Source organism: Burkholderia sp. BCC0397 (assembly GCF_902832865.1).
In the GTDB taxonomy this organism is placed as follows: Bacteria; Pseudomonadota; Gammaproteobacteria; order Burkholderiales; family Burkholderiaceae; genus Burkholderia.
Genome location: NZ_CADFDL010000003.1, coordinates 30,251 through 42,810 on the forward strand (window position 1 = coordinate 30,251; position 12,560 = coordinate 42,810).

The 12,560-nt window shown below is 63.4% G+C and carries 11 protein-coding genes; 4 read left to right on the forward strand and 7 right to left on the reverse strand.

The window, feature by feature from the left end:
- Positions 1 to 78: 78 nt before the first annotated feature.
- From HWX03_RS10220 to HWX03_RS10230, 3 genes are all read left to right on the forward strand, one after another.
- The gene (locus HWX03_RS10220) at positions 79 to 1,302 is read left to right on the forward strand and encodes a CaiB/BaiF CoA-transferase family protein (RefSeq protein WP_175871176.1); all 1,224 of its coding nucleotides are present in this window, start codon (positions 79 to 81) and stop codon (positions 1,300 to 1,302) included.
- A 25-nt stretch (positions 1,303 to 1,327) separates the two neighbouring features.
- On the forward strand, positions 1,328 to 2,110 hold the full coding sequence (locus HWX03_RS10225; protein ID WP_175871177.1) for an enoyl-CoA hydratase: 783 nt from the start codon (positions 1,328 to 1,330) through the stop codon (positions 2,108 to 2,110).
- A 310-nt stretch (positions 2,111 to 2,420) separates the two neighbouring features.
- Positions 2,421 to 2,855 (forward strand): hypothetical protein, encoded by a 435-nt coding sequence (locus HWX03_RS10230; protein ID WP_175820134.1) that lies wholly within the window; start codon positions 2,421 to 2,423, stop codon positions 2,853 to 2,855.
- Positions 2,856 to 2,979: 124 nt separating this feature from the next.
- Here the strand turns inward: HWX03_RS10230 and ppx are convergent, their stop codons facing one another.
- The gene (gene ppx / locus HWX03_RS10235; protein ID WP_175820135.1) at positions 2,980 to 4,494 is read right to left on the reverse strand and encodes an exopolyphosphatase; all 1,515 of its coding nucleotides are present in this window, start codon (positions 4,492 to 4,494) and stop codon (positions 2,980 to 2,982) included.
- A gap of 280 nt (positions 4,495 to 4,774) precedes the next feature.
- On the opposite strand from ppx, the gene ppk1 reads away from it, so the two are divergent.
- Complete coding sequence (gene ppk1 / locus HWX03_RS10240; RefSeq protein ID WP_175871178.1) at positions 4,775 to 6,838, forward strand: polyphosphate kinase 1; 2,064 nt, start codon at positions 4,775 to 4,777, stop codon at positions 6,836 to 6,838.
- Between the two features lie 87 nt (positions 6,839 to 6,925).
- Here the strand turns inward: ppk1 and phoR are convergent, their stop codons facing one another.
- Genes phoR through pstC form a run of 6 tightly spaced genes read right to left on the reverse strand, consistent with a single transcriptional unit; the run spans position 6,926 to position 12,496 of the window.
- Positions 6,926 to 8,245 carry a phosphate regulon sensor histidine kinase PhoR gene (gene phoR, locus HWX03_RS10245; RefSeq protein ID WP_175820137.1) on the reverse strand — a complete coding sequence of 440 codons (1,320 nt, stop codon included), beginning with the start codon at positions 8,243 to 8,245 and terminating at the stop codon, positions 6,926 to 6,928.
- Positions 8,246 to 8,302: 57 nt separating this feature from the next.
- Complete coding sequence (phoB, locus tag HWX03_RS10250) at positions 8,303 to 9,004, reverse strand: phosphate regulon transcriptional regulator PhoB (RefSeq protein WP_006750313.1); 702 nt, start codon at positions 9,002 to 9,004, stop codon at positions 8,303 to 8,305.
- Positions 9,005 to 9,035: 31 nt separating this feature from the next.
- Positions 9,036 to 9,740 (reverse strand): phosphate signaling complex protein PhoU, encoded by a 705-nt coding sequence (phoU, locus tag HWX03_RS10255; RefSeq protein WP_006758671.1) that lies wholly within the window; start codon positions 9,738 to 9,740, stop codon positions 9,036 to 9,038.
- An 18-nt stretch (positions 9,741 to 9,758) separates the two neighbouring features.
- The gene (pstB, locus tag HWX03_RS10260) at positions 9,759 to 10,607 is read right to left on the reverse strand and encodes a phosphate ABC transporter ATP-binding protein PstB (RefSeq protein ID WP_089499931.1); all 849 of its coding nucleotides are present in this window, start codon (positions 10,605 to 10,607) and stop codon (positions 9,759 to 9,761) included.
- Between the two features lie 15 nt (positions 10,608 to 10,622).
- Positions 10,623 to 11,516, reverse strand: coding sequence for a phosphate ABC transporter permease PstA (pstA, locus tag HWX03_RS10265; RefSeq protein ID WP_175820138.1), 894 nt, complete (start codon positions 11,514 to 11,516; stop codon positions 10,623 to 10,625).
- Positions 11,513 to 12,496, reverse strand: a complete 984-nt coding sequence (pstC, locus tag HWX03_RS10270) for a phosphate ABC transporter permease PstC (protein WP_175820139.1) — start codon at positions 12,494 to 12,496, stop codon at positions 11,513 to 11,515. Before pstC ends, pstA begins: the two co-directional genes overlap by 4 nt.
- Between the last annotated feature and the right edge of the window lie 64 nt (positions 12,497 to 12,560).

Here is a 12,560-nt window from a genome sequence, read left to right on the forward strand (position 1 = left end):
TCATTCGACTCGTGCTCAGAGAAGATCGCCTCCTATACTGCGACGCTACTCTGAAGCGATGAAATGGGAGACGACACAATGCTTGACGGTGCGCTCAAAGGCGTAAAGGTCCTCGACCTCTCGCGTATTCTGGCGGGGCCTTGGTGTACGCAGAATCTGGCCGACATGGGTGCGGACATCATCAAGGTGGAAAATCCCGATGGTGGCGACGACACGCGCGAATGGGGGCCGCACTACCTCGATTTTCCCGGTGATGAAACGCGTCTTTCCGCGTACTTCGCGAGTTGCAATCGCGGAAAGAAGTCCGTTGCCATAGATTTTTCCAAGGCGCAAGGTGCCGCCATCGTACGTCACCTTGCGTCGAAGGCGGATATCGTCGTTGAGAACTTCAAGTCCGGCTCACTTGCGAAGTACGGACTTGACTATGAGACGCTCAGTGCGTTAAATCCTCGCGTCATCTATTTGTCGATTACGGGCTTCGGGCAAAAAGGACCGATGGCCGGTCGCCCCGGCTACGACTACGTCTTCCAAGGTGCCGGTGGGCTTCTGAGCTACACCGGCTGGCCGGAGGGCGAACCAGGAGCGGGGCCTGTTCGTGTCGGCGCATCTATTATCGATGTCAGCACTGGCATGTACGGCACCGTCGCAGTGCTCGGTGCCCTGTTCCAGCGGACGCAGACTGGAACAGGTCAGCATATCGACCTCGCGTTGTCAGATGTTGCAATCGCGATCAACGCGAACAATAACCTCTCGTATCTCATATCCGGCCAATCACCGAAGCGATTGGGCAACGCCCATGCCAATCTCGCCCCGTATGAAATCTTTCCGTGCGCAGACGGATACATCGTCCTCGCAGTAGGTAATGACCAACAGTTCGCCCGTTTCTGCAAGGTAGCCGGACGACCGGAAATGGTGGCCGATTCGCGCTATGTGACCAACGAGGACAGGCTAAAAAATCGCGCTTCGCTGCGTGAGGCCGTGGGCGAAGCGCTCCTGGGTCGTACCCAGCACGAGTGGGGTGATGCATTCGATGCTAATGGCATCCCTTGGGGACCTATCAATACGCTTGAGCAGGTATTCGCCAGTCCGCAGACGAAGTACCGAAAGATGGCGCAGACGCTCACGCATCACCAGGGCGTCAGCGTCCCGACCGTGCGCAATCCGGTCGCCATGGTCGATGTTTCCGGGAGCAAAGCGCCCCCCCTGCTCGGCGAAGACACGCACGCAGTTCTGACGACGCTCGAACTGTCGCCTGCCGACATTGAACAACTCGAGGCGCAAGGCGTGGTTCGCACTGTTTGATACCTGAGTTTCACCTCACATCTCTATGAACGAATTCTCTACGTTGACTCGGGACGACCGAGGCGTTGCAACTCTCACAATCGCCAACGCAGGCAAGGCGAACATTCTCTCGTCTCCGGTTATGGATGGCCTGATCAAAACGCTCAATGAACTTGCGAAGGACGAGTCGCTGAAGGTGCTGGTGCTGGCCAGCAACGGCGAAAATTCATTTATCGGAGGCGCCGACCTCAAAGAGATGGCCCGGTTGGGGGCTGCCGAAGCGGAGGCGTTTATCCGTCGTTTGAAAGCGCTGTGCGATGCCATCCGGGCATTTCCGACGCCTGTCGTTGCACGTATCCAGGGATGGTGCCTCGGTGGCGGGCTGGAAGTCGCTGCTTCGTGTGACATCCGCGTTGCGGGTTCCAATGCAAACTTCGCCATGCCTGAAGTACGTATGGGCATCCCGTCCGTCATTCACGCCGCCCTGCTGCCTCGTCTCATGGGGCGCGGTCGCGCAAGCTGGCTGATGCTGGTTGCCGATAGTATCGATGCGAAGCAGGCGCTCGAATGGGGGTTGGTCGAGCAAATGGTCAATGCTTCGCAACTTGATATGGCCGTTGACGAATTGGTGGCAAAGCTCGTCGATTCGAGTGCATGCGTGCTGCGGACGCAGAAGGCACTGTTGAACCAATGGGATGAGTTACCGCTTTCGGCAAGCGTCGAAGTCAGCATTCAGTCATTTCGAGACTCATTTGAGACAGGCGAGCCAACACAGTTCATGAACGCCTTCTTCGAGAGACGCAAAAACCGTGACGCCTCTGCTTCCTGAGCGCGACGGCAAATTAACACACCACTACCTCGGCCATCCTTGCCTGCACGCTGCTTCTTCTCGTTTTCGCTCATCGTTGCCACCGTTTTGCTACAACATATAGCGTAGCGGGTCGGATCGCAAAATCTCAATGAGCTTAAATTTCACACAAAATCAATGACTTATGATTTAAATCCCGGCTCGCCGCGATTCGGTCCATTGCAGGGATCAACCGGGGCGTCGACGCGACCATGCATCGATCTCTACCGCAGCCCGCGCACGGAACTTGCTCGAACACGCGATAATACGTGTGAACAACCTGCAACCGCGCATGAAAAACAACATTCTCAAGCCAGCCCTCTGCGCGTCGCTGCTCGTGCTCGCCACCGCCGGCACCGCGTCGGCGAAAGCGCTCGACGACGCGCTCGATTGCCATTCGACCGGCCACAAGTTCGTCGCGCCGCTGCTCGCGGCCGGCGACATCCAGTCGGAGCCGATGCACGTCGAATCGAATTCGGTCAATGCGTTCCGCACGAACCGCTCGCTGACGGCGTACGGCTTCGGCGTCTACGTCGTGCTCGGCTACCAGGCGAATGACCCGATCTTCCGTCCGGGCGACGGCAAGCCGATCGGCGACTGGGCCTACGGTGTCGTCGTGCGCGGCACGAAGAGCGCGGTCGAGGAAGCCGTGCGCAAGGCCGGCAGCGACGCAACCGTCAAACAGGCGTTCCCGTTCCTGACCGCGATCGTTTGCTCGTCGGATTGAGCCGACCGTCAGCACCCGCGTTGCGCGGCCCGTAACGATCGTACGGCGCGGCGTCCGACGGGTGCCGCCAGCGCGGCACATCCCCCGCAGCCCGGAACACCCTCCGGGCCCCGCTATCGCCCTGTCACGCGCCGGTATACACCACGCGATACGGGATACCGACCTTCTCCCACTCCGCCGCCTCCTGGCTGAGGCTGTAGTCGGTCAACGGGTTCTGCTCGACCCAGGCGTTCGGCAGACGCACCTCATACCCGCCCTTCTTCATCTGCGAAACGGAAATGTCGGGCAGCCCCGCATCGGTCCGGCGCCGGCACAGCAGCGCCGCGAGCCGCAGGCAGAACAGCAGCGGCCACTCGACCTCGCGCGCCTGCGACAGCTTGCCCAGCTTGCCTGCATGACCGAGCACGAGCGCGGCGAGCCGCGCCTGGTCGGTACGCGAGAAACCCGGCATGTCCGCGTTACTCGCGATATAGGCCGAATGCTTGTGATACGCGCTGTGCGAGATCGACAGGCCGATCTCGTGCAACGCGGCCGCCCAGCCGAGGAACATCCGCCCTTCCTCGCGCGCTTCCTCGTCGTCTTCCTCGAGCTCGTCGTAGAAACGCACCGCGAGCGCACCGATCCGCTCGGCCTGCGCACGATCGACGCCGTAGCGGCGCGTGAACCCCTCGACGGTCACCGCACGCATGTCCTCGTGCTGCGTCCGGCCGAGCAGGTCGTACAGCACGCCGAGGCGCAGCGCGCCGTCGGTCGTATCGACGTAGTCGACGCCGAGTTCCTCGAACACCGCCAGCATGATCGCGAGGCCGCCCGCGAGCACCGGCACGCGGTCGGGTTTCAGCGCGATCAGCTTCAGCCGGTTGACGTTCTCCGACTTGATCAGCGCACGCTTCAGCCGCTCGAGGCCGCCGCGCGAAATGCCGTGCGTGATGCCCGGATCGTTGAAGCCGTTCGCCTCGACGAGTTCCGCGAGCGCGCGCGCGGTCCCGGACGAACCGATCGCCTGGTCCCAGCCGGCCTTCTTGTACTCGCTCGAAATGATCTGGATCTCGCGCTTGGCCGCGAGCTCGGCCTGCCGCATCGTGTATTCGTCGACGTTGCCGGCCGGAAAGAAGGTGCGGCTATGGCTCACGCAGCCGATATAGAGGCTCTCCATCACGATCGGCGTGTAGTGCGAGCCGATGATGAATTCGGTCGAGCCGCCGCCGATATCGACGACGAGCCGCTTGCCGGCGCTCGCCGGCACCGAGTGCGCGGCGCCCGCATAGATGAGGCGCGCCTCTTCGCGGCCCGCGATCACTTCGATCGGGAACCCGAGCGCCGCCTCGGCCTCGCCGAGGAATTCGGCGGCGTTCTTCGCGACGCGCAGCGTGTTGGTCGCCACCGCACGCACATGATCGGGATGGAAATCGCGCAGGCGCTCGCCGAACCGCTTGAGCGCCTCCCAGCCACGCTCCTGCGACGCGCGATCGAGCATCTTGTCGCTCGACAGGCCCGCGGCCAGCCGAACCGGCTCGCGCAGCGCGTCGACGGGATAGATCTGGCTGCCGGCCGGCGTTTCCTCGACGCGCCCGACGATCAGCCGGAAGCTGTTCGAGCCGAGATCCACGGCAGCCAGCAAGTGGGGAGTTGTAACCATCAGAAGGGGGCTCCGTGCGCGTTCTTCCGCGGCAGCCGTTCCGGCCACCGCAGGCGATCAGTCAAAGGCGACATTTTAAGCGTGGAACGCTTGCCGTTGCCACGCTTCACGGGCATGCACACGGCTCGATTCCATATAGCCGAAAACATTTATGCGACGAAAGGGTTAGGGCGTAGAATTTCCCGATATAAAACTATTATTGTCATCAGCACGTCATCGTACCGTGAGAGTTTCCGAGCGTCCTTTCGAATCATCGCCTGAATCACCCCCTACTCTGCCGATGTCCGTCCGTTATCCGCTTCTCAATCGTGAACTCGGCATCCTCGGTTTCAACGAGCGCGTGCTGGCCCAGGCGGCCGATCCGCAAGTCCCGTTGCTCGAGCGCCTGCGCTTCATCTGCATCACCAGCAGCAACCTCGACGAATTCTTCGAAGTCCGGATGGCCGGCCTGCAGGAGCAGATCCGCGACAACCCCGGCGCGCTGACGCCCGACGGCATGTCGTTACAGCACGCTTACGATCTCGTCGTCGAACGCGCGCAACGGCTCGTCCATCGACAGTACACGATGCTGCACGAAACCGTGCTGCCGGCGCTCGAACAGGAAGGCATCTACTTCCACGCGAGCGACGCGTGGAACGACGAGCAGCTCGAATGGGCGCGCCGCTACTTCCTCGACGAGCTGCTGCCCGTGCTGACGCCGATCGGCCTCGATCCCGCCCACCCGTTCCCGCGCGTGCTGAACAAGAGCCTGAACTTCGTCGTCGAGCTCGAAGGCTGCGACGCGTTCGGCCGCCAGGCCGTGATGGGCATCGTGCAGGCGCCGCGCGCGCTGCCGCGGGTCGTGCGCATGCCGCATGCGCTGTCGGGTTTCGAGCACGGCTTCGTGCTGTTGAGCTCGTTCATGCAGCGCTTCGTCGGCGAACTCTTTCCGCAACTCGTCGTGAAGAGCTGCAATCAGTTCCGCATCACGCGCAACAGCGAGCTGTTCGTCGACGAAGACGAAATCACGAACCTGCGTGTCGCGCTGCAGGGCGAACTGCCCGCGCGCCACCTCGGCAACGCGGTGCGCCTCGAAGTGTCGGCCGACACGCCGCTGCACATCGTGCGGCGCCTGCTCGAGGAAAGCGAACTCAGCGACAAGGACTGCTATCGCGTGGACGGGTCCGTGAACCTCGTGCGCCTGATGCAGATTCCCGATCTCGTCGACCGCCCCGACCTGAAGTTCACGCCGTTCACCGCATCGACCCCTGCCGCCATCGCCAACGCGCCGACGATGTTCGACGCGATCGACAACGGCGACATCCTGCTGCACCACCCGTACGAAAGCTTCCAGCCCGTGCTCGAACTGCTGCAGCAGGCCGCGAGAGACCCGAGCGTCGTCGCGATCAAGCAGACGATCTACCGCACCGGCACCGACTCGCCGCTGATGGACGCGCTGATGGAAGCCGCGCGCAACGGCAAGGAAGTGACCGTCGTCGTCGAGTTGCTCGCGCGCTTCGACGAGGAAACCAACATCAACTGGGCGTCGCAGCTCGAAGCCGTCGGCGCGCATGTCGTGTACGGCGTGGTCGGCCACAAGTGCCACGCGAAGATGATGCTGATCGTGCGGCGCGTCGTGCAGGCCGGCAAGGCGTCGCTGCGCCGCTACGTGCACCTCGGCACCGGCAACTACCATCCGCGCACCGCGCGCCTCTACACCGACTTCGGGCTGATGACGGCCGACCAGAAGATCTGCGAGGACGTTCATCACGTATTCCAGCAACTGACCGGAATCGGCGGCGAACTGACGCTGCACGAGCTGTGGCAGTCGCCGTTCACGCTGCATCCGCGCATCATCGATTCGATCCGCGCGGAGATCGACAATGCGCAGGCCGGCAAGCGCGCGCGCATCGTCGCGAAAATGAACGCGCTGCTGGAGCCGTCGGTGATCGCCGCGCTGTACGAAGCGTCGCAGGCCGGCGTCAAGGTCGACCTGATCGTGCGCGGCGTCTGCGCGCTGAAGCCCGGCGTGCCGGGGCTGTCGGACAACATCACGGTGCGCTCGATCGTCGGCCGCTTCCTCGAACACCACCGCATCTACTATTTCCACGCGGGCGGCGCCGAGGACGTCTATCTGTCGAGCGCCGACTGGATGGACCGCAACCTGTTCCGCCGCGTCGAAGTCGCGTTCCCGATCCGCGAGCGCAAGCTCAAGCGCCGCGTGATCGCCGAAGGGCTGTCGGTGTGCCTCGGCGACAACCAGTCGGCGTGGCTGATGCAAAGCGACGGCCACTATCGCCGGCGCCGCACCGGCAAGACGAGCCGCAACGCGCAGCTCGGGTTGCTCGCGAAGTTCTGCTCGTGAGCCGTCGGCGCGATGCGGGTCGCGCGCCGCTTCACCATGAAAAAAGCAGCCCGCGGGCTGCTTTTTTAACGCCGGGCCGCGACGCGATCAGGCTTCGTAAGCAGCCGGCCGGATCGCGATGATGCGCGAACCCGGGAATCGCGCGGTGAACGTACTGCCGCGCCCTTCCTCGCTCTGCACGTACAGATGCGCGTCGTGCCGCTGCAGCACGTGTTTGACGATCGCGAGCCCGAGGCCCGTGCCGCCCGTATCGCGCGAACGGCTGCGATCGACGCGATAGAAGCGCTCGGTGAGCCGCGGCAGGTCGGCGGCCGGAATCCCGAAGCCGCTGTCCGTGACGGAAAACACGCCCTGCGCACCTTCGCGCCGCCACGACACGACGATCTTGCCGCCGTCCGGCGTATAGCGGATCGCGTTCGTGACGAGATTCGCGAACGCGCTGAACAGCTCCGTCTGCGCCCCCGTGACACCGAGCGTCTCGTCGATCGAGAACGCGATGTCGTGATGCCCGCTCGACAGCGTCTGCGCATCTTCCTTCAGATGATCGAACACCGCACGCATGTCGATCGCGTGATCGACCGGCGGCTTGCTCTCGCCTTCCAGCTTCGCGAGCACCAGCAGGTCGGTCACGATGTGCCGCATCCGCGACGCCTGCTGCTCCATCATGTCGAGATAGCGCGCGCGATCCTCCTCGTTCAGCGGCAGCTCGCGCATCGTCTCGAGGAAGCCCGACAGCACGGTGAGCGGCGTCTTCAACTCGTGCGACACGTTCGCGACGAAGTCGCGCCGCATCGCGTCGGTGCGCTCGAGCTCGGTGATGTCCTGGGTGAGCAGCAGCTTGCGGTTCTCGCCGTACGGAAACACCTGCACGGCCAGCACGTTCTGCCGCGAGTCGCCCATGCCGCGCATCAACAGCGTCTCGTCGTAATGCTGCGCATTCAGGTAGCGGACGAAATCGGGATGACGCACCAGGTTCGTGATGTGCTGGCGCAGGTCGCGCTTCGCATCGAGGCCGAAATGGACTTCGGCGATCGCGTTGCACCACTCGATCTGGTCGTGGTCGTCGAGCATCGCGACGCCGTTCGGCGACGCCTGGATCGCCTGGATGAAGCGCGAGTGCTGCTGTTCGACCTGTCGCACCTGCGCATGCCACTGCTTCGCGAGCTTGTGCAGCCGATAGTAGATCTCGCCCCAGATGCCCGGCGCGCTCGGCACCTCGCCGTAGACGGGTGCATCGAGCAGGCGCCACAGACGCTGCGTATGGAAGGTGCTGAAAAAGCCCTGCGCGACCAGCATCACGACCACGAACACGAGGCCCGCGATCGGGCCGGCGAAGACGCCGACCAATACGCCGATCAGCACGAGCAGCACGAGCGACACTAGAAAGCGCGCCCAGATGATGTTCATGATTCAGCGTCCGAAAGAATGAACGGCATGCCGCGGCACGCGGCATGCCCGAATACGTTACGCGTGCTTGGCCAGGCGGTAGCCGCTGCCGCGCACGGTTTCGATCATCGCATCGCAGCCGGCCGGTTTCAAGGCCGCGCGCAATCGTTTGATGTGCACGTCGACGGTACGCTCCTCGACGAACACGTGGTCGCCCCACACCTGGTCGAGCAGTTGCGTGCGGCTGTGCACGCGCTCGGGATGCGTCATGAAGAAATGCAGCAGACGGAATTCGGTCGGGCCGAGATCGAGCTTGATCTCGCTGCCGTCCCCGTGCGCGGCGACGCGATGCGTGGCCGGGTCGAGGCGCAGCCCGTTGATCGACACGACGTCCTCGGTCAGCTGCGGCGCGCGACGGCGCAGCACGGCCTTGATGCGCGCCATCAGTTCCTTCGGCGAGAACGGCTTCGTCACGTAGTCGTCCGCGCCGATCTCGAGGCCGAGCACCTTGTCCTGCTCGTCGCCGCGGGCGGTGAGCATGATGATCGGGATATGTTTGGTCCGTTCGTTGTTGCGCAGGTCGCGCGCGAACGCGATACCGGACTTGCCCGGCAGCATCCAGTCGAGCAGCACGAGATCGGGCAGCACGTCGCTGATCAGGTTCTGCGCCTGTTCGGCGTTGTACGCACGGATCGGGCAATGACCGGCGTGCTGGAGATTCACCGAGATCAGTTCGGAAATCGCGGGCTCATCTTCAACGACGAGAATGTTGCTGGGCATCGGCACCTCTATTCTTCCTATATGGAGTCGATTAACTGTTGGCTTCGCGATCGAGCGTGTCGCGCGGCTGGTGCCGGACGTCGGTGCCCTTCACGATGTAGATGATGAATTCGGCGATGTTCTTTGCGTGGTCGCCGATCCGTTCGATCGCCTTCGCGATGAACAGGTAATCGAGGCCGACCGAGATCGTGCGCGGATCTTCCTGCATGTACGACACGAGCTTGCGCACGAACGCGCGGAATTCCATGTCGATTTCCTTGTCGTCCTTGACGATCTGCGCGGCGGCCACCGTATCGAGACGCGCGAACGCGTCGAGCGCGCGGCGCAGGATCGTCACGGCCATCTCGCCCGACACCTTGATCTCGGCGATGTTGACCGCACGCGCGGCCGGCTCGTCGACCAGGCGGCGCACGCGCTTCGCGATCTTCTCGGCCTCGTCGCCGGCGCGTTCGAGGTTCGTAATCGTTTTCGAAATCGACATCAAAAGACGCAGGTCGCGCGCTGCAGGCTGCCTCCGCGCGATGATGTTGCCGCACTCCTGGTCGATGTCCACTTCCATCGCGTTCAGCGTTTCCTCGGCCGTGATCACCTTCTCGGCCGCATCGCGATCGAATTCGTTCAGCGCGTGCATCGCGCCGACGATCTGCGACTCCACGAGTCCGCCCATTTCCAGCACTTTCGACGACACGGCATTCAGGTCCGCGTCGAACTGGCTCGACAGATGTTTATCCGACATGACTGTTGTTCTCCGTCATCAGCCGAAGCGGCCGGTGATGTAGTCTTCCGTTTCCTTGCGCACCGGCTTGATGAAGATCTTTTCGGTCTCGCCGAACTCGATCAACTCGCCCAGGTACATGTAGGCCGTGTAATCCGAGCAGCGTGCGGCCTGCTGCATGTTGTGCGTGACGATCACGACCGTGTAGTCGCTCTTCAGCTCCGCGATCAGCTCTTCGATGCGGCCCGTCGAGATCGGGTCGAGCGCCGAGCACGGTTCGTCGAGCAGCAGCACTTCCGGACGGATCGCGATGCCGCGCGCGATGCACAGACGCTGCTGCTGGCCGCCCGACAGCCCGTAGCCGCTCTGGCCCAGCTTGTCCTTCACTTCGTTCCACAGCGCGGCCTTCGTGAGCGCCCACTCGACGCGGTCGTCCATTTCCGAACGCGTGAGCTTTTCGAACATCTTCACGCCGAACGCGATGTTGTCGTAGATCGACATCGGGAACGGGGTCGGCTTCTGGAACACCATGCCGATTCGCGCGCGCAGCAGCGAGATGTCGCGCTTCGTCGTCAGCAGGTTCTCGCCGTCCATCAGGATTTCGCCTTCGGCGCGCTGCTCCGGATAGAGCGCGAACATCTTGTTGAACGTGCGCAGGAGCGTCGACTTGCCGCAGCCCGACGGGCCGATGAACGCCGTCACCTTCCCTTCGGGAATGCGCAGGTTGATGTTCTTCAGCGCGTGGAACTTGTTGTAGAAGAAGTTGAGGTTGTTGACCTCGATCTTCGCGTTCAGCGGCGCGAGCGGACGGCCGTTCGCCGCGTCTTGCGTGCCGGCGGGCGCAGCGGTGCGCTCGACGGGATTCAGGTGGCTTTCTGCCATATTCATCGGATCGCTCCGCCGTTACTTTTTCGAGAAGATCGAGCGCGCCAGGACGTTCAGTCCGAGCACCCCGAGCGTAATCAGGAACACGCCCGCCCATGCGAGCGACTGCCATTCCGCGAACGGGCTCATCGCGAACTTGTAGATCGTGACCGGCAGGTTCGCCATCGGCTGGCTCATGTCCCACGAGAAGAACTGGTTCGACAGCGCGGTGAACAGCAGCGGCGCCGTTTCGCCGGCGATCCGCGCGACCGCGAGCAGCACGCCCGTCGTGATCCCGCCGATCGACGCGCGCAGCGTGATCTTCAGCACCATGCGCCACTTCGGCGTGCCGAGCGCGAAGGCCGCTTCGCGCAGCGCATTCGGCACGAGCTTCAGCATGTTCTCGGTCGTGCGGATCACGATCGGGATCTGCAGCAGCGCGAGCGCGATCACGCCGGCCCAGCCCGAGAAGCGCCCCGACTTCGCGACGACGATCGCGTACACGAACAGGCCGATGACGATCGACGGCGCGGACAGCAGGATGTCGTTGATGAAGCGGATCGTGCTGGCCAGCAGGTTCTTCTGGCCGTATTCGGCGAGATAGACGCCCGCGAGGATGCCGATCGGCGTGCCGACCAGCGTGCCGAAGCCGCACAGCAGCAGGCTGCCGACGATCGCGTTCGCGAGACCGCCGCCTTCCGTGTTCGGTGCCGGCGTCGATTCCGTGAACAGTTGCAGCGACAGGCCGCCGACGCCGAGGTGGATCGTCGTGTAGAGAATCCACACGAGCCACAGCAGGCCGAACGCCATCGCGCCGAGCGCCGCGGCGAGCGCGATCGCGTTGACGGCCTTGCGCTTGCGCTGCAGGCGGTTGCGCATCGCGTCGAGCACGGCGCCGTCCGGCCCCGGGAAATTCATGATGGGCTCGCTCATTTCTTGCCCTCTCCCTTCTCGAGACGAAGCAGCAGCAGTTTGGAGATGGACAGCACGATGAACGTGATCACGAACAGGATCAGGCCGAGCTCCATCAGCGCGGACGTATGCAGGCCCGGCTGCGCTTCCGCGAATTCGTTCGCGAGCGCCGACGTGATGCTGTTGCCCGGCGCGAACAGCGACACGCTGTCGAGCAGGTTGGTGTTGCCGATCACGAAGGTCACGGCCATCGTCTCGCCGAGCGCGCGGCCGAGGCCGAGCATTACGCCGCCAATCACGCCGGTCTTCGTATAGGGCAGCACGACCTTCCACATCACTTCCCAGGTCGTGCAGCCGATTCCGTAGGCCGATTCCTTCAGCAGCACCGGCGTGACCTCGAACACGTCGCGCATCACCGACGCGATGTACGGGATGATCATGATCGCGAGGATCACGCCGGCCGCGAGGATGCCGATGCCGATCGGCGCGCCGGACGTCAACGGGCCGAGCACCCACACGTCCTTGAGCAGGCGGCCGAGCGGTTTCTGGAAGTACTCGGCGAAGATCGGCGCGAACACGAGCAGCCCCCACATGCCGTACACGATCGACGGAATCGCCGCGAGCAGTTCGATCGCGATGCCGAGCGGGCGGCGCAGCCACACGGGCGACAGCTCGGTGAGGAACAGTGCGATGCCGAAGCTGACGGGCACCGCGATGACGAGCGCAATGATCGACGTCACGATGGTGCCGTAGATCGGCACGAGTGCGCCGTAGATGTCCGAGTTGGGATCCCACTCGGATTGCCACAGGAAGCCGAGGCCGAACTTCTGGATGGTTGGCATCGACGCAATGATCAGGGAAACGATGATCCCGCCCAGCAGCAGCAGGGTCACGATCGCGGCGAGTCGTGCAAGGCCGCCGAACAAGACATCCCCGAGACGGCTCGGCGCGCGCTGCGCACTGTCGGGCGATCGGGAGGACGTGTATGAAATATCAGACATGGGTGCCTGCTTTTGATTGCCGGGCGCCGTAACGCCCGGCTTTACCGCACACACTGCCCGACCG